The organism is Sulfitobacter sp. KMM 9851 (genome assembly GCF_057178245.1).
Window position 1 is genome coordinate 61,234 of record NZ_CM169991.1, and the last position, 21,740, is coordinate 82,973.

Annotated in this window: 19 protein-coding genes; 14 read left to right on the top strand and 5 right to left on the bottom strand. The window is 56.5% G+C overall.

All coding sequences use genetic code 11. From position 1 onward, the window contains the following. Nucleotides 1-294: 294 nt before the first annotated feature. From AC1965_RS00315 to AC1965_RS00345, 7 genes are all read left to right on the top strand, one after another. Entirely contained in the window at nt 295-744 is a 450-nt protein-coding gene (locus tag AC1965_RS00315; RefSeq protein ID WP_483885320.1) for a CopD family protein, read from the top strand. A gap of 126 nt (nt 745-870) precedes the next feature. Beyond that, the gene (gene rho, locus AC1965_RS00320) at nt 871-2,142 is read left to right on the top strand and encodes a transcription termination factor Rho (RefSeq protein WP_483885321.1); all 1,272 of its coding nucleotides are present in this window, start codon (nt 871-873) and stop codon (nt 2,140-2,142) included. Between the two features lie 32 nt (nt 2,143-2,174). Then, nucleotides 2,175-3,461 carry a tRNA uridine-5-carboxymethylaminomethyl(34) synthesis GTPase MnmE gene (mnmE, locus tag AC1965_RS00325; protein ID WP_483885322.1) on the top strand — a complete coding sequence of 429 codons (1,287 nt, stop codon included), beginning with the start codon at nt 2,175-2,177 and terminating at the stop codon, nt 3,459-3,461. 13 nt (nt 3,462-3,474) lie between these two features. After that, a complete protein-coding gene (gene mnmG / locus AC1965_RS00330; protein WP_483885323.1) occupies nt 3,475-5,337 on the top strand; it encodes a tRNA uridine-5-carboxymethylaminomethyl(34) synthesis enzyme MnmG in 1,863 nt (620 codons plus the stop codon). Further along, nucleotides 5,334-5,939, top strand: a complete 606-nt coding sequence (gene rsmG, locus AC1965_RS00335) for a 16S rRNA (guanine(527)-N(7))-methyltransferase RsmG (RefSeq protein WP_483885324.1) — start codon at nt 5,334-5,336, stop codon at nt 5,937-5,939. The genes mnmG and rsmG overlap by 4 nt, the downstream gene beginning before the upstream one ends. Beyond that, a complete protein-coding gene (locus tag AC1965_RS00340; RefSeq protein ID WP_483885325.1) occupies nt 5,932-6,729 on the top strand; it encodes a ParA family protein in 798 nt (265 codons plus the stop codon). Before rsmG ends, AC1965_RS00340 begins: the two co-directional genes overlap by 8 nt. Before the next feature lie 14 nt (nt 6,730-6,743). Continuing rightward, on the top strand, nt 6,744-7,643 hold the full coding sequence (locus AC1965_RS00345) for a ParB/RepB/Spo0J family partition protein (protein ID WP_483885326.1): 900 nt from the start codon (nt 6,744-6,746) through the stop codon (nt 7,641-7,643). Here the strand turns inward: AC1965_RS00345 and hemW are convergent. From hemW to rph, 3 genes are read right to left on the bottom strand one after another with little or no spacing between them, the layout of a single operon-like run. Beyond that, nucleotides 7,640-8,794, bottom strand: coding sequence for a radical SAM family heme chaperone HemW (hemW, locus tag AC1965_RS00350; protein WP_483885327.1), 1,155 nt, complete (start codon nt 8,792-8,794; stop codon nt 7,640-7,642). The two genes, AC1965_RS00345 and hemW, sit on opposite strands and share 4 nt — an antisense overlap. After that, complete coding sequence (gene rdgB / locus AC1965_RS00355; RefSeq protein ID WP_483885328.1) at nt 8,787-9,398, bottom strand: RdgB/HAM1 family non-canonical purine NTP pyrophosphatase; 612 nt, start codon at nt 9,396-9,398, stop codon at nt 8,787-8,789. The genes hemW and rdgB overlap by 8 nt, the downstream gene beginning before the upstream one ends. Next, complete coding sequence (gene rph / locus AC1965_RS00360) at nt 9,395-10,108, bottom strand: ribonuclease PH (protein ID WP_483885329.1); 714 nt, start codon at nt 10,106-10,108, stop codon at nt 9,395-9,397. The genes rdgB and rph overlap by 4 nt, the downstream gene beginning before the upstream one ends. 110 nt (nt 10,109-10,218) lie before the next feature. Here rph and hrcA point away from each other — a divergent pair, with 110 nt between their 5' ends. Beyond that, nucleotides 10,219-11,283, top strand: a complete 1,065-nt coding sequence (gene hrcA, locus AC1965_RS00365; RefSeq protein WP_483885330.1) for a heat-inducible transcriptional repressor HrcA — start codon at nt 10,219-10,221, stop codon at nt 11,281-11,283. A gap of 9 nt (nt 11,284-11,292) precedes the next feature. Next, a complete protein-coding gene (locus tag AC1965_RS00370; RefSeq protein WP_483885331.1) occupies nt 11,293-11,856 on the top strand; it encodes a nucleotide exchange factor GrpE in 564 nt (187 codons plus the stop codon). A 66-nt stretch (nt 11,857-11,922) separates the two neighbouring features. Here AC1965_RS00370 and mutS read toward each other — a convergent pair whose 3' ends face one another. Then, on the bottom strand, nt 11,923-14,544 hold the full coding sequence (gene mutS / locus AC1965_RS00375) for a DNA mismatch repair protein MutS (protein ID WP_483887086.1): 2,622 nt from the start codon (nt 14,542-14,544) through the stop codon (nt 11,923-11,925). Between the two features lie 160 nt (nt 14,545-14,704). On the opposite strand from mutS, the gene AC1965_RS00380 reads away from it, so the two are divergent. The 3 genes from AC1965_RS00380 (at nt 14,705) to AC1965_RS00390 (ending at nt 19,644) form a co-directional block, all read left to right on the top strand. Next, nucleotides 14,705-16,435 carry a glycosyltransferase family 61 protein gene (locus AC1965_RS00380; RefSeq protein WP_483885332.1) on the top strand — a complete coding sequence of 577 codons (1,731 nt, stop codon included), beginning with the start codon at nt 14,705-14,707 and terminating at the stop codon, nt 16,433-16,435. Nucleotides 16,436-16,510: 75 nt separating this feature from the next. Then, on the top strand, nt 16,511-18,769 hold the full coding sequence (locus tag AC1965_RS00385) for an NADP-dependent malic enzyme (RefSeq protein WP_483885333.1): 2,259 nt from the start codon (nt 16,511-16,513) through the stop codon (nt 18,767-18,769). Next, nucleotides 18,769-19,644 carry a ribokinase gene (locus AC1965_RS00390; protein WP_483885334.1) on the top strand — a complete coding sequence of 292 codons (876 nt, stop codon included), beginning with the start codon at nt 18,769-18,771 and terminating at the stop codon, nt 19,642-19,644. Before AC1965_RS00385 ends, AC1965_RS00390 begins: the two co-directional genes overlap by 1 nt. Here AC1965_RS00390 and msrA read toward each other — a convergent pair. Continuing rightward, the gene (msrA, locus tag AC1965_RS00395) at nt 19,638-20,303 is read right to left on the bottom strand and encodes a peptide-methionine (S)-S-oxide reductase MsrA (protein WP_483885335.1); all 666 of its coding nucleotides are present in this window, start codon (nt 20,301-20,303) and stop codon (nt 19,638-19,640) included. The two genes, AC1965_RS00390 and msrA, sit on opposite strands and share 7 nt — an antisense overlap. 155 nt (nt 20,304-20,458) lie before the next feature. Here msrA and AC1965_RS00400 point away from each other — a divergent pair, with 155 nt between their 5' ends. Together AC1965_RS00400 and AC1965_RS00405 are read left to right on the top strand one after the other, a co-directional pair. Then, a complete protein-coding gene (locus tag AC1965_RS00400; protein WP_483885336.1) occupies nt 20,459-21,154 on the top strand; it encodes a sulfotransferase-like domain-containing protein in 696 nt (231 codons plus the stop codon). Between the two features lie 70 nt (nt 21,155-21,224). After that, nucleotides 21,225-21,638, top strand: a complete 414-nt coding sequence (locus tag AC1965_RS00405; RefSeq protein WP_483885337.1) for a DUF7282 domain-containing protein — start codon at nt 21,225-21,227, stop codon at nt 21,636-21,638. The last annotated feature ends 102 nt before the right edge of the window (nt 21,639-21,740 follow it).

The window sequence follows — 21,740 nt, forward strand, 5'->3', positions numbered from 1 at the left end:
TCCCACCCCGCTGAACAAGGATAACCACCAAGCCTGTGTAATCGTGACATTGCAAAGCTTATCCACAAAACCATACAGTTTTATCTGCCTAAATTTCATATCTATCTATTTGAAAATATTAGATTTTAAGTCCCGCGCCTTCGAACGTCCCCACGGGCGGTGTAAACTTGTTCACCTGTAGATAACTGAGCTGATAAAACAGTAATCCACAGGAATCCGGGTGCCTACATACAACATCATCTATCTTCTTTTCTTATTTATTATAGAAAGACAGGGATCACCCGGAGCACCTGCATGACCGACCTCTTGGCGCTGGCCTATCCTTGGACCAAAGCCTTTCATATCATTTCTATCATTTCTTGGATGGCTGCGCTTTTCTATTTACCGCGCCTTTTGGTTCACCATACCGAACGTGCCGGAACACACGGCGAGACACATGATCTTTTTTCGATGATGGAAGACAAACTGGCACGATTGATCATGCGGCCTGCCATGATCGCCAGTTGGGTGTTTGGCCTTTGTCTGGTCTTGACCCCAGGCATTGTCGACTGGTCGATGGTGTGGCCCTGGCCCAAGGCCCTCAGCGTCCTTCTCATGACGGCGTTTCACGTTTGGCTGGCGCAGCAGGTAAAAATCATGGCTCGCGGTCAGAACCGCGTTACAGGGCGCCAGTACCGCATCATGAACGAAGTGCCGACCCTGCTGATGATCGTGATCGTGATCTCGGTGGTGGTGAAATTCTGACCGGATTGACTTGGGTCACCCCGCCGCTTATATCTGCGCAACCGCCCCGTCCGGGGATGGTGCTTGCCTGCCACATTCATACCATCGAACAGCCAGCCGTCGTGCTGTGGCTGAACAGGATATTCCATGACAATCGAAACGCTGAACCTCGCTGATCTCAAGGCGCAAACGCCGAAAAACCTGCTGGCCATGGCCGAAGAGCTGGAGATCGAAAACGCATCAACAATGCGCAAGGGCGAGATGATGTTCCAGATTCTGCGTGAACGCGCGGATGAAGGTTGGGAAATATCCGGTGACGGTGTGCTCGAAGTGCTGCAAGACGGCTTCGGCTTCCTGCGTTCGCCCGAAGCGAACTATCTACCGGGCCCCGACGACATCTATGTGTCCCCAGACATGATCCGCAAATGGTCGCTGCGCACCGGTGATACCATTGAGGGTCTGATCAAGGCACCCGATGACACCGAGCGCTACTTTGCCCTGACCGAAGTGACCAAAATCAACTTCGAGGAGCCAGAAAAGGCGCGCCACAAGGTCGCCTTTGAAAACCTCACACCGCTGTATCCCGATGAGCGTCTGACGATGGAGGTCGACGATCCCACGATCAAAGACCGTTCGGCCCGGATCATCGACCTGGTTTCGCCTATCGGCAAAGGCCAGCGTTCCCTGATTGTGGCGCCGCCACGTACCGGTAAAACCGTACTGCTGCAAAATATCGCCAACAGCATCGAAAAAAACCACCCCGAGTGTTACCTGATCGTCCTGCTGATCGACGAACGGCCCGAAGAAGTCACCGACATGCAGCGTTCGGTAAAGGGCGAGGTGGTTTCTTCTACCTTCGACGAACCGGCAACGCGCCACGTGGCTGTCTCTGAAATGGTTATCGAAAAGGCCAAACGTTTGGTCGAACACAAGCGTGACGTGGTAATCCTGCTCGATTCGATCACGCGCCTTGGCCGTGCGTTCAACACCGTGGTGCCGTCGTCTGGTAAGGTTCTGACCGGTGGTGTCGATGCTAACGCCCTGCAACGCCCCAAGCGTTTCTTCGGCGCTGCACGCAACATCGAAGAAGGTGGATCGCTGACCATTATTGCTACCGCGCTGATCGACACCGGCAGCCGGATGGACGAAGTGATTTTTGAAGAATTTAAAGGCACAGGTAACTCCGAGATCGTGCTTGATCGCAAAATCGCCGATAAGCGCGTGTTCCCAGCCATCGACATCCTGAAGTCCGGCACCCGGAAAGAGGACCTGTTGGTCGACAAGATTGATCTGCAGAAAACATTCGTGCTGCGCCGGATTCTGAACCCAATGGGCACGACAGACGCCATTGAATTCCTGATCGGAAAATTGAAGCAAACCAAAACGAATTCGGATTTCTTCGACTCCATGAACACCTAAGTTATTTAACAATAACAGTGGGTTAATGAAATATGGACACGATATTCGCCCAAGCTACGGCACCGGGTAGGGCTGGCGTATCCGTCATTCGGGTCTCCGGGCCTTCTGCATTTGTCATAGCTGGTAAACTCGCTGGAACGCAGATAGCTAATCGCGCGACCACCTTACGCGCACTGCGTGATAACGATGGAGAGGTGATAGACCAGGCTCTGGTTCTGAGTTTTGTCGCACCACACTCCTTTACCGGTGAGGATGTTGTTGAGTTTCATCTGCACGGCAGTATTGCCGTGGTGGGTGCTGTACTAGGCCTCTTGGCTGACTTTCCAGATACACGCCTCGCTGATCCGGGCGAATTCACCCGGCGGGCACTGGAAAATGAAAAGCTAGATCTGGCGCAAGTCGAAGGGCTTGCCGATTTAATTGAATCTGAAACAGAGGCGCAGCGGAAGCAAGCCGTTCGGGTTCTTTCAGGGCACCTTGGTGCGCGAGTCGAGATATGGCGTAGAGATTTAATTCGCGCTGCGGCCTTGCTCGAGGCGACTATTGATTTTGCGGACGAGGATGTTCCTGTCGATGTTACGCCCGAGGTTAAGGCGTTATTGGCCCAAGTCGCCGAGGCTGTGACGAAGGAAATAGCCGGGACCAAAGTGGCGGAGCGGATTCGCGTCGGATTTGAGGTGGCCATTGTTGGTCCGCCAAATGCGGGCAAGTCTACTTTGCTAAATGCTTTGGCAGGGCGCGATGCAGCGATTACATCCGAAGTTGCCGGCACGACCCGCGATGTGATTGAGGTACGCATGAACCTCGGCGGGTTACCTGTAACCCTGCTGGATACAGCAGGCCTGCGCGACAGCAGTGACCGGGTAGAGAGTATCGGCATCGAACGCGCCATTTCACGCGCCGTTCAGGCGGACCTGCGGGTTTTTCTGGCACATCCAGATGAAAAATTGATCGTCGCCCCAGAACCGGACGACATCGTTTTGCGGCCTAAGGCTGATATAGGGGTAGGCGGGGAAAATTCTGTTTCTGGAAAAACAGGCCAGGGCGTTGCCGATCTGATAAACCGAATTCAGACCATTCTCGCGACGCGCAGTGCACAGGTCGGTCTTGCCACACATGAGCGCCATCGCGTCGCGCTGGAAACCGCCGCCTCGTATCTGGCGGAGGTTGATGTTATCCTTCGCAGAGGGCCCGATAACTATGATCTCGCAGCGGCTGAGTTGCACTTTGCGATCCGCGCGCTGGAATCGCTCGTTGGTCGAATAGACGTGGAAAACCTGCTGGACGAAATCTTCTCCAGCTTTTGTGTAGGTAAATGATGGAGTGTTTCACGTGAAACATTTTGATGTGATCGTCATAGGTGGCGGACATGCGGGCGCCGAAGCGGCGCACGCCGCGGCGCGGCTCGGCGCACAGACCGCGCTTGTAACGATGTCCCGCGATGGCATTGGGGTAATGTCGTGCAACCCGGCGATTGGCGGCCTTGGTAAGGGTCACCTCGTACGAGAAATAGACGCCCTGGATGGCGTAATGGCGCGTGTTGCAGATCGCGCTGGAATACAGTTTCGTCTATTGAACCGCCGCAAAGGCCCAGCGGTCCAGGGACCCCGAGCGCAAGCTGACCGAAAAATCTACCGCCAAGAGATGTTGCGCGAGATTGAGCAGCAGGCGAATTTGGAGATTATCGAAGGCGAAGTTGTTGATTTCTTGATGCGGGACGGCGCCCTAACCGGCGTCGAACTTGCCGATGGTCAAAAGATTGCCGCCAACTCGGTTGTGCTTACGACGGGTACGTTTCTGCGCGGCGTCATCCATATTGGGGACGAATCGCGGTCGGGTGGACGGATGGGCGATAAGGCGTCAGTACGTCTGGCCGAGCGAATGGATTCCTTTTCTCTGCCTATGGGCCGGTTGAAAACCGGCACCCCACCGCGATTGGATGGGCGCACTATTAACTGGGACGTCCTCGATAGTCAGCCCGGTGACGAAGATCCTGTGCTGTTTTCCTTCCTTTCTGATACTCCGATTGCCCGCCAAATATCGTGCGGGATCACTCATACTAATGCGGAAACGCATCGGATTATCCAGGAAAACCTTTCACGGTCAGCGATGTACGGAGGTCATATTGATGGTGTCGGGCCTAGGTATTGTCCTTCGATAGAGGACAAAGTCGTGCGTTTTGCAGATAAGGACTCCCATCAGGTATTTCTTGAGCCTGAAGGCATCGACGACCACACGATATATCCAAATGGGATTTCGACCTCTTTGCCTCAGGATGTGCAAGAACAGTATGTTCGATCTATGGTGGGGCTAGAAAACGCGGTTATCTTACAGCCTGGTTATGCCATTGAATACGATTACGTAGATCCACGTGCACTGGGTCTCGACCTTCAAGTGCGATCTGTACCCGGTCTATATCTGGCAGGGCAAATCAATGGTACAACCGGCTACGAAGAAGCGGCCGCGCAGGGGTTGGTCGCGGGGCTCAACGCCGCGCTGGCCGCACAGGGACTGGAGAAAGTCATATTCAGCCGTTCGGACAGTTACATCGGCGTGATGATCGACGATCTAACAACGCGGGGCGTGAGTGAACCCTATCGCATGTTCACATCGCGCGCAGAATTCCGGCTGTCATTGCGTGCTGATAACGCGGATCAGCGGCTGACGCCGATTGGACTGGCATTAGGTTGCGTGTCGCGCACGCGGGAAGCTGTATTTGTAGATAAGATGAGACGCTTGGAGGATGCAAAAGCAGACCTGACTGCGGTATCTTTCACGCCAAAGGATTTGCGACAGGCCGGAATTCAGGTCACTGAAGATGGCAGCCGACGCAATGCATTTCAGATTCTGTCGTTCCCCGACGTGGTATTTGAAGACCTTCTGCCTTTGAACGCCGCCTTTAAGAGTGTTGCAACAGATATTCGGCGACAGCTGGAGCGGGACGCCCTCTACGCAAATTACATTTTGCGGCAACAGAAAGATATTGACCTTCTGAAGAGGGACGAGGCATTGAAGATCCCTGGAGAATTCGATTTTGATGCGCTTGTTGGCCTTTCAAACGAGTTGAAAACCAAGCTTCAGGCAAGCCGACCGGCTACCTTGGCCCAAGCGGGCCGAATTGATGGGATGACGCCAGCCGCGTTGACGCTAATCCTTGCGCGCTTACGCCGTGGCGTTGGGAAAAAATCTGCATGACCAAGTGTGATATCGCAAATGTTTCACGTGAAACATCGGAAAAGCTGCACGCCTTTGCATCACTGGTCGAGAAGTGGAACCCGACCATAAATTTGGTGTCCAAGTCGAGCCTCCCTGACTTGTGGGAACGGCACATTTTGGATTCGGTCCAAGTGTATGATATTGCTTCTGGTGATGGGCATTGGGTTGATATAGGCAGCGGGGGCGGCTTTCCTGGAATAGTTGTCGCCATATTAAATGGCGAAGAATCTAGATTTAAGGTCACGCTGGTGGAAAGCGATCAGCGCAAATGCACATTTCTGAGGACTGCGCTGCGGGAGCTCGACATAGCGGCGACCATCCAAACCGCGCGGATTGAAACTATGGCACCTCAAAAGGCGGATGTGTTGTCGGCGCGCGCTTTGGCGGATCTTTCGAAATTATTGGGCTTCGCGAACCGTCACCTTTTGCCGACAGGCACCGCCTTGTTTTCCAAGGGGGAAAATTGGAAGTCAGAGCAAGAAGAGGCGCAGCGGATGTGGTCATATGAGTGCGAAGCGATTACAAGTAAAACGAACCCTGCTGCCGCTGTGTTGAAGATCAAGGATATCGCGCGTGTCTGACCTTTCCCGCCCATCAGGACCAAAAATAATCGCTATCGCCAATCAGAAGGGTGGTGTGGGCAAGACGACAACAACGATAAATCTCGCTGCTGCTTTGGCGGAGGGCGGAAAGCGCGTTCTTGTTGTGGATCTTGACCCCCAAGGAAATGCGTCAACCGGGCTTGGAATCGAGGTGGAAGACCGCGAGTTTACGACCTATGAGCTTCTTTTAGACGATGTCGAGCTGACTGAGGTTGTGCAGACAACTGCGAACGACGGCTTGTACATCGTGCCAGCCACGGTTGACCTAAGCTCTGCGGATATCGAACTGATTTCGAATGAAAAACGTAGCTTTCTGCTGCATGATGCGCTGCGACAGACGCAGATGGACAGCTATGCATTTGATTTCATTCTAATAGATTGCCCGCCGTCGTTAAATCTTTTGACGGTCAACGCAATGATCGCAGCACATTCCGTTTTGATCCCGCTGCAAAGCGAATTTTTTGCGTTGGAGGGTCTGTCCCAGCTAATGCTAACGATCCGCGAGGTCCGCCAGAGCGGGAATAAATCGCTGCGGATTGAGGGTGTGGTTTTGACAATGTACGATAAGCGCAACAACCTGTCGCAACAGGTGGAACATGATGCGCGTAGCAATCTGGGCGACGTCGTTTTCAAAACGGTCATCCCGCGCAACGTCCGGGTAAGCGAGGCGCCAAGCTTTGCTATGCCAGTCTTGAATTACGATAGCCTGTCCAAGGGCGCGGTGGCGTACCGTGCTTTGGCCAAGGAATTGATCGAAAACAATAGCTAACAGGGTGTTGCAAAATGGCAGATAAACACGATCGCAAGCGTGGGTTGGGGCGCGGGTTGTCAGCATTGATGGCCGACGTTGCCGAGGCAGAAGCACCGAAATCGCAGCCCGACGGCGGCGCAGAGCGGTTTGTGCCGATTGAACGTATCGTCCCGAATCCTGATCAGCCGCGTCGTCGATTCGATCAGGACAACCTTGACGACCTTGCCGCGTCTATTCGGGAAAAGGGCGTGATTCAGCCTCTGATTGTACGTGCGATGCCGGCTGGGAACTTCGAGATTGTTGCTGGTGAACGCCGCTGGCGTGCCGCCCAGATAGCGCAGCTGCACAAGCTACCTGTAATCGTGCGTGAATTTACTGACGTTGAAGTGCTGGAAGTTGCCATAATCGAAAACATTCAGCGCGCGGATCTGAATGCGATTGAAGAGGCGGCCAGCTATCGTCAATTGATGGATAAGTTCGGACACACTCAGGAAAAGATGGCCGAAGCGCTGGGAAAAAGCCGGAGCCATATTGCAAACCTGCTACGACTTTTGAACTTGCCCGAATCCGTGCTGGAGATGATCCGTGCTGGTGAGTTGAGCGCCGGCCATGCGCGCGCTCTTGTCCCGTCCGAAGACCCACTGAAACTTGCGAAGCAGATTGTGAAAGGTGGGCTATCGGTGCGCGCGACTGAGGCTTTGGTCAAGAAAGAGCAGTCGCCTGAGCCAGATAATATGTTTAAAAAGGAGCCTCTCTCGTCGCGCTCAGCTAAGGATGCTGACACTGTGGCGCTTGAGGGCGATCTGTCGGCCAATCTGGGTTTAAAGGTCGTTTTGGACCATAAAACAGGTGAAGAAGCCGGTCGAATGACACTGCATTATACATCACTGGACCAATTGGACGAGATTTGCCGGCTGCTAAGCGGCAGTTAAGGCAAAAGGGTCTCGATTACTGCGTTGAGTACCATAACCCCCTGATCTGTAACGACTAATCTGTTTCCCAAGACCTTTGCCATACCGATATTATCGAGGTGTGACAGAGCGTCGGGGGACAGATTTCTGCCGGTTAGAGCGGTATATCTGTCCATGTCGATCCCTTCGCGCAGGCGTAGGCCCATCAAAAGGAATTCCGTCGCCTGATCATCGCGCGAGAGCTGGGCGCGGGGTTTTTCGCTGGCGCCGGTGCTTACGCCGTCTAGCCAACGCTGCGGATTGCTATAAGCCACGGTTGCCCATTTTTCGTCGTCAATCGTGAGGCGCCCATGAGCGCCCGGCCCGATCCCGATGTAATCGCCGTAACGCCAATAGATCAGATTGTGCCGCGATGATGCGCCGTCGCGGGCGTGGTTCGATACCTCGTAAGCAGGCATGCCCATGTCGTTACAAATGTCTTGGGTCATGCTGAACATGTCCGCACCCAGGTCTTCGTCCGGGAGGCCACGCAGCTTGCCACGGGCATAGCGATCGCCAAATGCGGTGCCGCTTTCTATGGTCAGTTGATAGAGTGATATATGGTCTATAGCTAAGGATAGAGCCTGTTTCAGCTCTGATTTCCACTCGGCGGCTGTCTGGTTCTGACGCCCATAGATTAGATCAAAACTAACCCGTTCAAAGGCATTGCGCGCGACATCAAAGGCCGCCAGAGCTTCGTCAGCTGAATGAATGCGACCCAAGCGTTTGAGGTCGGGATCATTGAGGGCCTGAATGCCCATCGAAACACGTGACACACCAGCCTGACGGTAGGCCGCAAAACGGCCCGCCTCAACCGAGCCGGGGTTTGCTTCGAGCGTGATTTCCAGATCATTCGCTGTGGGCCAATGGCTGCGGATGGCGACGATGACGTCGGCGACGACATCGGGGTCCATCAAGCTGGGCGTGCCGCCGCCAAAGAATACCGCATTGAGCACGCGGCCGGGCGTTTCGGCGGCAGCGCGTTTCAGTTCGATCAGATAGGCATCGCGCCATGCCAATTGATCAATGCTGCGGCTGACATGCGAGTTAAAGTCGCAATAGGGGCATTTTGCCTCGCAAAACGGCCAGTGGATGTAGAGGCCAAAGCCGCCCTGTTGCCAATCCTCAGCCAAAGCAGCCTGCAATCAGTTTGGAAAAGGCATCTGCCCGGTGGCTGATACGGTTTTTCTGATCGGCGTCCATCTGGGCAAACGTGATATCGTGCCCGTCGGGCTGGAACATCGGGTCATAGCCATGCCCCTGCTTGCCGCGCATCGGCCAAACCAGCGTTCCGTTTACTTTGCCGGCAAAAACTTCGTCGTGGCCATCAGGCCAGGCCAGCACCAACGTGGCACAAAATCGGGCGCGGCGGGGGTGTGGCGCGGATTTCTCTTCGAGCAAACTATGGGTCTTGGTCATAGCCATGATAAAATCACGGCCATTTTTAGTTTCTGCCCAATCAGCGGTGTAGACGCCGGGCGCGTTGTCCAGCGCTTCGACTTCGATTCCGGAATCATCGGCAAGGGCAGGCAGGCCGGTGGCGCGTGCCGCTGCATGGGCCTTGATCCGGGCATTACCGATAAATGTGTCTTCGGTTTCATCCGGCTCTGGTAGGCTCATCTCGGCCGCGCCAACTACGGAAACCCCATGGGGTGCGAATAGCTGGCCCATCTCTTCCAGCTTGCCGGCATTATGCGTGGCAATAAGGATGCGGGTTTCCGTGAATTTGCGTGTCATGCGGTGGCGGCCTTTTGGATTTCGACCAGTTCGTTAACGCCTTTTTCAGCGAGATCCATCAATTGGTTCATCTGTGCGCGAGAATAGGTGGACCCTTCGGCGCTCATTTGAACTTCGATCAGTTTGCCCGATCCGGTCATGATGAAATTGCCATCAACGCCCGCTTCTGAATCTTCGGGGTAGTCGAGGTCAAGAACGGCCTGGCCCGCGTAGATGCCACAGCTGACCGCGGCGACCGGATCAACCAGCGGATCAGAAATGACATCGCCGGCTTTCATCAGCTTGTTCACGGCAAGGCGCAGGGCCATCCAGCCGCCAGTGATGGAGGCGCAGCGGGTGCCGCCGTCAGCCTGCAACACGTCACAATCGACGGTGATCTGACGTTCACCCAGCGCCACACGATCAACGCCGGCGCGCAGGGCGCGGCCAATCAGGCGTTGGATTTCAACGGTGCGACCGCCTTGCTTGCCCGAAGCGGCTTCGCGGCGCATGCGGGTATTGGTGGCGCGCGGTAGCATACCGTATTCAGCGGTAACCCAACCCAGACCCGACCCCTTGATAAAGGGAGGCACCCGGTCTTCGATGGTGGCGGTACAAAGCACATGGGTATCGCCCACCTTGATCAGTACCGAGCCTTCGGCATGTTTGGTAAATCCCGTTTCAATCGAAACAGCGCGCATTTCATCGAGTTTCCGGCCAGAGGGACGCATGATAAATCCTTTTTGATGTTGCCCGGGGATACCGCCCTAGCCATCATTGATGCAACCCCGATTGACGTTTGCAGGTGGGGTACCTTTAGTAGGCGTGATACAGGAAGCGCATGAGCAATAAGCCAGATCTGCTGAAAGACATGAATGACCGCTCGCGCGAGGTGTTTCGGCGGGTGGTTGAAGGCTATCTTGCGAATGGTGATCCGGTGGGGTCACGCACGCTGACGCGAGATTTCAGCGAAAAGGTATCGGCAGCGACGATCCGAAATGTGATGCAAGATCTGGAATATCTTGGCCTGCTCGACAGCCCACACGTCAGCGCCGGGCGTATTCCGACGCAATTGGGCCTGCGGATGTTCGTTGACGGCATGATCGAAATTGGCGATCCGTCGGACCTGGATCGCGAAAAGATCGACGCGACACTGGGCGATAATGCCGCGGATGTGGGTGGATTGCTGGATCGGATCGGGTCGGCGCTTTCGGGTGTGACCCACGGCGCATCGCTGGTTTTGACGCCGAAACATGAGGCGCCGATCAAACACATTGAATTTGTGTCACTTTCCCAAGACCGGGCGCTGGTCGTATTGGTGTTTTCGGATGGGCATGTTGAAAACCGCCTGTTTACACCGCCGGCCGGGCAGACACCCAGTTCGATGCGCGAAGCAGCGAATTTTCTGAATGCCCTCGTCGAAGGCAAGACCATCAGCGAGTTGCAGCGCGGTATTGCCCATGAAATTGCCAAGCGGCGTCAGGAAATCGACATTCTGGCACAGCAGCTGGTTGAAAGTGGTCTGGCTCTTTGGGGGGGCAACGACGAAAGCACCGAACGTTTGATTGTGCGGGGACGGTCAAACCTGCTGGGCGGTGAGGGCGAGGCCGAAGATCTGGCGCGCATCCGCAGTCTGTTTGACGATCTGGAGCGTAAGCGGGACATCGCCGAATTCCTCGAACTGGCCGAGGGAGGTGAGGGTGTGCGCATTTTTATTGGCTCTGAGAACAAACTTTTCTCACTTTCGGGTTCCTCTCTGGTGGTTTCCCCTTATATGAACGCTGATCGTAAGGTGATCGGAGCCGTGGGTGTCATTGGCCCGACCCGCCTGAATTATGGACGTATCGTGCCGATTGTGAATTACACGGCACAACTGGTGGGAAAGCTGATTTCCGACCGGAACTAGAGGTGGAAGATGGCAGAGTCTAAGGAAAACGAATTTCTTGACGATATCGACGGCGCCGAAGCCGAAGAATACGCAGAAGAGATGGCAGAGATTGACGATGAGGCGTTGGAGCTGGACGAGTTGCGCGCAGAGCGTGACCAGTTGCGCGACCGCTTCATGCGTGCACTTGCCGATGCTGAGAATGCGCGCAAGCGGTCTGACAAGGATCGTCGCGAGGCCGAGAATTATGGCGGGTCCAAGCTTGCCCGCGATATGTTGCCTGTTTACGACAACATGAAGCGCGCCTTGGAGGCCGCCACCGAAGAGCAGCGCGGCGTTTCCGGCCCGTTGCTAGAGGGTGTCGAGCTGACAATGCGTGAATTGCTGAGCGTGTTCAAAAAACACGGGATTGATGTGATCGCGCCAGAGGTTGGCGACAAGTTCGATCCGCAGCACCATCAAGCCATGTTCGAGGCACCGGTGCCAGGGACCAAAGCCGGCGAGATTATTCAGGTTGCCGCCGAGGGGTTCATGCTGCACGACCGTTTGCTGCGCCCCGCGCAGGTTGGCGTATCGTCCATGCCCGCAAGCTAAGGCGTGCGGCGCTGACGGCGTGAGCCTACGGCGAGAGCCATTTTAGCAAGGTTAAGAAGGGGGCGGTCAGGTTTTGGCCGCCTCTTTTAGTTTATAGATCAGATCGAGCGCTTCGCGTGGAGTCAGCTCGTCGGGGATGATCTCTTTCAGGCGTTCTTCTACCGCCGAGGCTTTGGTGGGTTTTGGTGGGGGCGCTGGACTGACCGAGAACAACGGCAAGTCGTCGATCAGTGTTTTCTGCGTGGCGCCGCCTTCGCGTTCGCCTTTTTCCAGCGCTTCGAGGACCACGCGCGCGCGCGCGATCACGGCAGCGGGCAGGCCGGCGAGTTGGGCGACCTGCACCCCGTATGATCTGTCTGCGGCGCCTTTGCGGACTTCGTGCAGGAACACAACCTCGCCTTCCCATTCCTTGACCGCAACAGTGGCATTGTCGACGCCCGGCAGCTTGCCGGCCAGCGCGGTCATTTCGTGATAATGCGTGGCAAACAGGGCGCGGCTGCGGTTCACGTCGTGCAGATGTTCCAGTGTTGCCCAGGCGATGCTAAGCCCGTCATAGGTCGCTGTCCCGCGGCCAATCTCGTCGAGGATGATCAACGCGCGATCGTCGGCCTGATTGAGAATTGCAGCGGTTTCGACCATTTCGACCATAAATGTAGAGCGGCCCCGTGCCAGATCGTCGGACGCACCAACGCGGCTGAACAACTGGCTGATCATACCGATGTGGGCCGAACTCGCAGGTACGTAGCTGCCGATCTGGGCCATCAAGGCGATCAGAGCGTTCTGGCGTAGGAACGTTGATTTACCGGCCATGTTCGGGCCAGTCAGCAGCCAGATATTGGCGCTTTTTTCGTCCGCACTCAAATCGCAATCGTTGGCGATAAACGGCTCGCCGGATTGTTGTGCCAGCGCGCGTTCGACGACGGGGTGGCGGCCGCCGTGGATCGCAAAGGCGCGGCTGTTGTCGACCCTGGGGCGGACCCAGTTTTCAGTCTGCGCCAGATCGGCGAGTGCGGTGGCCATATCAATCCGTGCAAGCCCGGCAGAGGCAACGCCAATCTCGGCTGCGTGATCGAGTACCGCGCCTTTTAGGCTTTCATAGAGCCGCTTTTCGATCTCTTGCGCGTGGTTGCCTGCATTCAGGATACGCGTTTCCAACTCGGACAGTTCAACTGTGGTAAAGCGCACCTGATTGGCCGTGGTTTGTCGGTGGATGAATGTTTCGGACAGTGGTGGCGACAGCATTTTTTCAGCGTGCGTGGCGGTGGTCTCGATGAAATAGCCCAAGACATTGTTGTGCTTGATCTTGAGCGCGGAAATACCCGTCTGAGTGACAAATTCCTGCTGCATCCGTGCGATCACACTGCGGCCTTCGTCCCGCAATTGTCTCGCACTGTCCAGGTCGTCGTCATAGCCCGGCGCGATAAAGCCTCCGTCGCGTACCAACAGGGCCGGTTCAGCAACAAGCGCATGATCCAGAAGGTCGATCAGCGTGTCATGCCCTTGCAACCCGTCAGCGGCGTCTTTCAGGTAGGGGGGAAGGTCGTGTTGGGTCAGGGCGCCGTGCAAAAGTGCCGCTTCGCTTAGACCGTTGCGGATCGCGGCCAGATCGCGGGGGCCGCCGCGGTCGAGCGATAGGCGCGACAACGCGCGGTCCAGATCGGCAACATTGCGCAGGCGGTCTCGTATATCCTGACGCAAGCGGTTGTTATCAAAAGAAAAAGTAACTGCATCGGCGCGGTCTGTCACGACATCGAGGACGCGAGAGGGACTTGAAATGCTGCGCTCTAGCAGACGTCCGCCGCCGGCGGTAACCGTACGGTCCATGATCGACAGCAAAGATCCGGCGCGCCCGCCGTTGAGGCTGTGGGTCAATTCGAGATTGCGGCGCGTGGCCGCGTCGATTTGCACGGTGCGGGCTTCGGCCTCCTTTTGCGGCGGGCGCAGCAGGGGCAGTTTGCCCTTTTGAGTGATCGTCAGATACTCGATCAGCGCGCCCATGGCCGACACCTCGGCTCGGGTAAACGTGCCAAAAGCCTCAAGTGTTGCGATGTCGAACAGGTCGCAGATGCGTTTCTCTGCGCTGGTGCTGTCAAATGCAGCGCGACCTAGCCCCGTCAAGGCGATGCCAAATTCAGAGACTAACTGGCCTAATTCGGCTTCTTTTGTCTCGGATACGATCAGTTCCGACGGGGCTAGGCGCGCCAGCTCGGGGCCAAGCCGCACCGGCGTCAGAGGCATAACGTGAAAGGCACCAGTTGATATGTCCACCCATGCCAGCGCAGTGGCATCGCGCACGTCAGCAAAGGCAGCGAGGTAGTTGTGGCGGCGCGCGTCAAGCAGCGATTCCTCGGTCAATGTGCCGGGCGTTACAAGGCGGACAACATCGCGTTTGACCACGGATTTATGACCGCGTTTCTTGGCCTCTGCCGGGCTTTCCATCTGTTCGCAAACGGCAACGCGAAACCCCTTGCGGATCAGGGTCAGCAGATAGCCCTCGGCGGCATGTACGGGAACGCCGCACATTGGGATGTCGTCACCTTGGTGCTTGCCGCGTTTGGTCAGGGCAATATCCAGCGCTTCTGCCGCGGCCACGGCATCGTCAAAGAACATCTCGTAAAAATCGCCCATTCGGTAGAACAGCAGGGCGTCTGCATAGTCTGCCTTTAGGTCGAGATATTGCGCCATCATTGGCGTGACTTTTTCTGTCTGCACCGACTGCCCCCTGTTGCAGACCGGACCCTACAAAACCCCCCGCTGCAGGGAAAGGGGTGAACGCAATAGACGGTTTGCCATGATGTGATACAAGTGGGGTAACATCCGTCATCACCACAGGAAAGCGCTGTCACCCTTGCGGAACAAGATTGACCTTTCGCTGCCGCCAGAAGCAGTTTTTCTGAACCCCTGGCAGGATGAGGGTATCGCCCTACTGCGCCGTCCTGAATTCTATTGGCGCCCTATCGCGCCCGCCCTGATCGAAGGGTTCTCCGTCAGCGCACATGTGGCGATCCATGACAAGATAACCAGTTTTCTCGCGGTGACAAAAAAGCACCGGTGCTTTGCGCAAGCGCTTGAATTCAATTCGGTGCCCGTGCTGTTGCACGAGGCCGGTTTTCGCAAGTCCTTTGTGATGGCGCAGGATCGGTTGCTGTTGAGCGGGGCCGCAGGCGTGCGCAGTCTAAACAGCTATCGCTGGGAAAACGAAGGCGAGGGCAAAGACCCCGAGGCGGATCTGGTGGCCTATTTCGAAGCATGCCAGATGGCCAATACCGAAGCTGATCTGCCCTTGGCGGCAGAGCTGTTTGACCCCGATCTGCCCTTTGCGATCGAGTGTCGCAATACGTTCAACTATTTTCATTTCGTGACGGAATCGCTGTCACAACTTTGCTTGCTGGATGATCTGGGTCATCGCGGGCCAATCTTTTTTCATTTTCCCAACGCCGAGGAGAAGCGCAGGCCCTTCGCACGGGCATTTGTCGATGCATTGTTTCCTGATCTGGCGGATCGGGTGGTGTTCGAACGGACGCCGAAAGACTATGAAAAAGTGCTGACCGCTTTTGATTTGTTGGGCGGGATATTTCAGGCACCTGACGCCGTCGTGGCGGGGCTGGATGCGCTGGCCCCATCCAACCACATATGGAAGGGTCGCGAAGCCCGCGTTTCGGCGCAAGGTATGTTGGCGGCAAACGCCGTCAGCAGCAGTCTGATCGCCTTGCGCGAGCGTGGGTTGCGCGCCATCCAAGGGCAGGATTTCACCCATTTGCCCCGCCGCTTTTTCGTTGGGCGCGATACGCGGCATAGTCGGTCGCGGGTGGTGCAGGGCGAGGATTTGCTGTTCGAGCATCTTCAGATGTTCGGGTTTGAATATGTGGTGTTCGAAAGCCTCAGCCCGGCCGAGCAGGTGGCGATCATGGCCAATGCAGAGATGATGGTTTCCTATCATGGGGCCGGCTTTGCCAATATGATCTTCGCCAACCCGGATGCCTATCTGATCGAAGTCGGCACCTTGCAGACTGCGCAGTTTCGCTGGGGAGATTTTTGGCAACACGCCCATGTATCGCAATGTCGATACATCAGTTTTTTTGCGGATTTCAACCAGGCTGACCCGCTGGTCGAGCCGAATTTTTCCAAGGATGGTATTGTGCCGGTTGCGATGTCTGCGGGCGCAGTTGGGCAGATCATGGGATTTGTCGTAACCCTTTTGGGCCATGTGCCGGACCTGCCCCGCGTTGATGATTTGCTGGTTCTCGCGCGCCAATTGTTTCAGGTCCGTGCCTTTGCGCAGGCCGAAGCGCTGTTGGCGCAGCATGATAAATTATGCATGTGGAGCGTCGACCTTTGCCTGCTCAAGGCCGATTGCCACAAGGAACTGGACGAGCCGAAGTCGGAACTGGTGGCGCTGGACCGCGCGTATAAGGCCGACAGGAAGCGCTGGCAGACGCTGATCCGAATGATCTGGTGCGCCAATCGTTGCAAGCGGCCTCAGGTTATCCGCTGGGCGCTGACGCGGTTGCAGGCCGATTTCCCAGAGCGGCACGATGCATTTGTGTCCAACCATGAATGGGTCCGCTACGTCGTGTGATGATCCCGTTGGCCGATTGTACCGCTGCGCGTTCCTAGCTATGACTTGGGCAAACAGCAGGAAGGGCCGCATCCCGTGACGAGAAAGAACCGTATCACCTCTGAAGAGGCGCTTGCCTTTCACCTTGAGCCAACGCCGGGCAAGTTTGAGATTTCCGCAACGGTTCCGATGACCACGCAGCGGGATTTGTCGCTGGCCTATTCGCCCGGTGTGGCCGTCCCGTGCGAGGCGATCGCGGCGAACCCAGAGACAGCTTATGACTACACCAACAAGGGCAATCTGGTTGCGGTAATTTCCAACGGGACCGCGGTGCTGGGCCTGGGCAATTTGGGGGCGCTGGCTTCCAAGCCGGTGATGGAAGGCAAGGCGGTTCTGTTCAAGCGTTTTGCAGATGTGAATTCGATTGATATCGAGTTGGACACAGAAGACACCGAAGCCTTTATCAATGCCGTGAAACTCATGGGCCCGACTTTTGGCGGCATCAACCTTGAGGACATCAAGGCACCGGAATGTTTCATCATCGAACAACGTCTGAAAGAGGAGATGGATATCCCCGTCTTTCACGACGATCAGCACGGTACGGCGGTGATCTGTGCGGCAGGGCTGATCAACGCGCTGCATCTGTCGGGCAAGAAAATTGAAGATGTGCGCATCGTGCTGAACGGTGCCGGGGCGGCAGGCATTGCCTGTCTGGAACTGTTGAAATCCATGGGCGCGCGTCATGACAATTGCATCATGTGTGACACCAAGGGCGTGATTTATCAGGGCCGCACCGAAGGCATGAACCAGTGGAAATCGGCTCATGCTGCCAATACCGAACTGCGTAGCCTCGAAGAGGCGATGCGGGGGGCGGATGTGTTCCTGGGCGTTTCTGCCAAGGGCGCCGTGACGCCTGACATGGTTGTCTCGATGGCTGATAACCCGGTGATCTTTGCGATGGCCAACCCTGATCCAGAAATCACACCCGAAGAAGCCCATGAAGTGCGCGTGGATGCGATTGTCGCTACGGGGCGCAGCGATTATCCCAATCAGGTGAATAATGTTTTGGGCTTTCCCTATCTCTTTCGGGGGGCGCTGGATATCCACGCCCGCGCCATCAACGACGAGATGAAAATCGCCTGCGCTCATGCACTGGCAAAGCTTGCCCGCGAAGACGTGCCGGACGAGGTGGCGCTGGCCTATGGCAAGACACTGACCTTTGGGCGCGATTACATCATTCCGACACCTTTCGACCCGCGTTTGATCCACCGCATCCCGCCGGCCGTGGCGCGCGCGGGGATGGACACTGGTGCGGCGCGGCGCCCCATCATCGACATGGACGCATACGAGTTGAGCCTGAAGTCACGGATGGACCCGACGGCGAACATCCTGCGCGGTATCAACGCCCGCGCGCGGGCCAATCAGGCGCGCATGATATTTGCCGAGGGCGACGACCCCAAGGTACTGCGTGCTGCGGTGATGTATCAGCGCGCCGGTCTGGGAAAGGCGCTGGTTGTGGGCCGCGAAGACGACGTGCGCGCCAAGCTGGAAATCAGCGGCATGGAGGATGCGGTGCGCGAGCTGGAGGTGGTGAACGCCGCCAATACGCAGCACTTGGAGGTGTACAAAGAGTTTTTGTATGAGCGTTTGCAGCGCAAGGGGTTCGACCGGAAGGACATCCACCGCCTTGCTTCGCGGGATCGGCATGTTTTTGCGGCATTGATGCTGGAGCACGGGCACGGCGACGGGTTGGTCACCGGTGCAACACGCAAATCGGCGCATGTGTTGGAGCGGTTGAACCATGTCTTTAACGCCGATGCCGAACATGGCGCGGCGGGCATTACAGCATTGCTTCACAAAGGGCGGATCGTGTTTATCGCGGATACGCTGGTGCATGAATGGCCCGATGAAAATGACCTGGCAAATATCGCAGAAAGCAGCGCACGTGTGGCGCGGCATATGGGGCTCGAGCCGCGGGTCGCCTTTGTCAGCTTTTCGACATTCGGCTATCCAGTGTCGGAGCGGGCAGAAAAGATGCATCTCGCGCCCGAAGTTCTCGACAGGCGCGGCGTCGATTTTGAATACGAAGGCGAGATGACCGTTGACGTGGCATTGAACGCTGCCAGTCAGGCGAACTATCCGTTCTCGCGCCTGACCGGGCCTGCCAATATCCTTGTCGTGCCTGCGCGCCATTCGGCCAGTATTTCCGTCAAACTGATGCAGGAAATGGCGGGGGCAACGGTGATCGGGCCGATTTTGACCGGGCTGGATAAATCTATCCAGATATGTTCATCGACCTCGACGGCGAATGACATCCTAAACATGGCCATTCTTGCAGCCTGCAAGGTGGGCTGATGATCTGGAACCTGGGGTCGATCAACGCGGATAACTTTTATCAATTGTCGCATCTGCCCGGCCCCGGTGAAACCATTTCTGCCTTGGATTTTCGACAGGGGCTGGGTGGTAAGGGGGCCAATATGTCGGTCGCCATCGCACGGGCAGGGGCGCGGGTCATGCACATTGGTGCGCTGGGCGCGGATGGGGCTTGGGGGTTGCAGCGACTGCTGGAATACGGCGTTGAAACGCCGCACATCACGCTGATGGAGGGGCCAACAGGCCACGCAAACATCGCGGTGGATGCTGCGGGTGAAAACAACATCGTGCTGTTTGCCGGGGTGAACCACCAAATCACCGACGAAATGATCGGCGCCGCGATTACAGAGGCGTCACCGGGCGACACGCTTTTGATGCAGAACGAAACCAATGGGCAGGTGTATGCGGCCAAAACGGCCAAGGCGCTGGGCCTGCGGTTGGCCTATGCTGCCGCGCCTTTTGATCCCGATGCGGTCAGTGCCATCATGGACGATATTGATCTGTTGGTTCTGAATGCCATCGAAGCCGAGCAGCTGCGCGCGGCGACGGGGCGAGATTTGGCCGATCTTCCAATTGACGATATCGTTGTGACGCTGGGCGCGGATGGCTGCAAATGGGTCTCTAACACGGGTAAAATCAGCCATGATCTACCGGCCTATACGGTGACACCGGTCGATACCACCGGGGCCGGTGACACCTTCACCGGGTATCTTGTTGCGGGGTTGGATCGCGGGATGCCGATGCTTGATGCCATTGATCTGGCATTGCGTGCCGGGGCGCTGATGGTGACGCGGTTGGGCACGGCAGACGTGATCCCGGACCTCAAGGAAATCCAGGATCATGATTTCACTCAGTGAGCAAAGGGCGCGTCATTGCCCCAAAGCTGTTTCACACGCGCATCGCGACCGCAGCCCTTGCGATAGCGTTTGTACGCCTCTGACTTTTTCACGCCGACACCGACGCTACTAAAGGCCAAACGCTCGTCGCTCTTGTAATAGTCCTGATGATAGGCTTCGGCAGGATAAAAGCGGGTCTTGCCCAGGATTGGGGTCACCACGTTTTGTCCAAGTGCGGTCTGGGCCTCTGCTTTGGCTGTTTCAGCAGCGGATTTTTGGGCCGCGCTACCTGCAAAAATCGCGGTGCGATAGCTGGCGCCACGGTCACAAAACTGCCCGCCCGCGTCGGTAGGGTCTACCGAACGAAAGAACAGGTTAAGCAGGGTATCACGGCTGACCACAGTGGGGTCAAAGCTGATTTGTACGGCCTCAAAATGGCCGGTGCCGCCTGCGGTCACCTGTTTGTAGGTCGGGTTTTTGGTGGTGCCGCCCGCAAAGCCGGATACGGCTTCCTTGACCCCTTTGACAGACTCGAAATCGGATTCGACGCACCAGAAACACCCGCCGGCAACAGTTAGCGTTTCCGTGACACCGGCGCGCGCGGCACTGACCTGCGCCAGCAAACCGATCGCAATCGACAGTGACAGGACAGCAGTCTTAACAGTGGAAAAATGGATCATATGTCGTCCCCCTTGGTGACATTGCTGCCTTGGGAAAGAAGATAGGGCAAGCGGTGTGAGGGCCAAGTCACGTGGTGGTGATGGTAATTTACCACTTGGCATCCCGACTTAACATTCCTAGCGTCCCGCAGAATTTAATAGTCAGGATACCCAAAATGCGCATCGCCATGTGGTCCGGCCCCCGCAATCTGAGCACGGCGATGATGTACAGTTTCGGGGCACGCGCCGATTTTACTGCATTGGATGAACCCTTTTACGCGGCCTATTTGGCCGCTACTGGCCTTGATCACCCAATGCGTGACCAGATCGTCGCCTCGCAAGAGCAAGACCCCGACAAGGTCGCGCAGGGGTTTGTGCAGAGAGGCGCGCGCCACCTTTACATGAAGCATATGGCGCAGCACATGTTGGACGGCTTTCCGCTGGACTGGGCAGAGGACTGTGTGAACATCCACCTGATCCGGCATCCCGCGCGGGTGATCACCAGCTACGCCGCCAAACGCGAAGCGCCGACATTGGAAGATATTGGCTTCGATAAACAGGCGATGCTTTTTGATGTGCTGGGGGGGCATGTGATTGATAGTTCAGACATACGCGCCAATCCCGAAGGGATGCTGCGCAAATTGTGCGCGGCGATTGATCTGCCCTTTGATCCCGCCATGCTGACCTGGCCCGCCGGGCCGCGCGCGGAGGACGGTATATGGGCGGCGCATTGGTATGGCGCGATACACAAAAGCACCGGGATCGCCGGGGCCGAAGGGCCGTTACCCCACCTGGAAGGCGCCAATCAGGCGCTGCTGGACCGCGCGTTGCCATATTACGAAAAGCTGCATCAGCGGCGTCTGAAAATTTAATCTGGTTGATCTGAAACTTCTTGCGGTGCTGCATCGTGTCTTTCCCATCTAACATTCAGGGAGATACGAGATGAAGTTTCTGACAAGCACCGCAATCGCATTAACACTGACGGCCGGTACGGCATTTGCCGATGCCCATGCCATGCCAATGGTCGAAGCGGCCAATCAAGATATGTCCAACGGCGTGGTGAGCGCTGACAAGGTTATGGCTGGTGAAAATGGCTGGCTGGTGGTGCACCGTACCGACGCCGAGATGAAACCGGGCCCCGTTGTGGGCTATGCCCCGCTTCGCGCTGGTGAAAACATGGATGTCGCCGCGATCCTTCAGGAAGAGGTCAAATCCGGCGAAATGCTGATGTTGATGGTTCACGCTGAAGAAGGCGGAATGAAAACAGGTGTGTTCGAATACACTCTGGGCGCCAAGGAAGACGGCCCGATCAAGCCAGACGGAAATCTGGTGATGAAGGTCGTGACTGCCGACTGATATCGGTTTTTCGGTAACGAGTATCAGGCCCGGGGGAATACTTCCGGGCCTTTTTATGTGGGCGGTGATTGGGGCAGGCCGCCGGGGGCGCTGCCCCCGGAC

Coding starts and splice junctions, on each gene's coding strand:
- AC1965_RS00315 (WP_483885320.1), top strand. CDS start 295: ATGACCGACCTCTTGGCGCTGGCCTATCCTTGGACCAAAGCCTTTCAT.
- rho (WP_483885321.1), top strand. CDS start 871: ATGACAATCGAAACGCTGAACCTCGCTGATCTCAAGGCGCAAACGCCG.
- mnmE (WP_483885322.1), top strand. CDS start 2,175: ATGGACACGATATTCGCCCAAGCTACGGCACCGGGTAGGGCTGGCGTA.
- rsmG (WP_483885324.1), top strand. CDS start 5,334: ATGACCAAGTGTGATATCGCAAATGTTTCACGTGAAACATCGGAAAAG.
- AC1965_RS00345 (WP_483885326.1), top strand. CDS start 6,744: ATGGCAGATAAACACGATCGCAAGCGTGGGTTGGGGCGCGGGTTGTCA.
- rdgB (WP_483885328.1), bottom strand. CDS start 9,398: ATGACACGCAAATTCACGGAAACCCGCATCCTTATTGCCACGCATAAT.
- rph (WP_483885329.1), bottom strand. CDS start 10,108: ATGCGTCCCTCTGGCCGGAAACTCGATGAAATGCGCGCTGTTTCGATT.
- hrcA (WP_483885330.1), top strand. CDS start 10,219: ATGAGCAATAAGCCAGATCTGCTGAAAGACATGAATGACCGCTCGCGC.
- AC1965_RS00370 (WP_483885331.1), top strand. CDS start 11,293: ATGGCAGAGTCTAAGGAAAACGAATTTCTTGACGATATCGACGGCGCC.
- mutS (WP_483887086.1), bottom strand. CDS start 14,544: ATGATGGCGCAATATCTCGACCTAAAGGCAGACTATGCAGACGCCCTG.
- AC1965_RS00390 (WP_483885334.1), top strand. CDS start 18,769: ATGATCTGGAACCTGGGGTCGATCAACGCGGATAACTTTTATCAATTG.
- msrA (WP_483885335.1), bottom strand. CDS start 20,303: ATGATCCATTTTTCCACTGTTAAGACTGCTGTCCTGTCACTGTCGATT.
- AC1965_RS00400 (WP_483885336.1), top strand. CDS start 20,459: ATGCGCATCGCCATGTGGTCCGGCCCCCGCAATCTGAGCACGGCGATG.
- AC1965_RS00405 (WP_483885337.1), top strand. CDS start 21,225: ATGAAGTTTCTGACAAGCACCGCAATCGCATTAACACTGACGGCCGGT.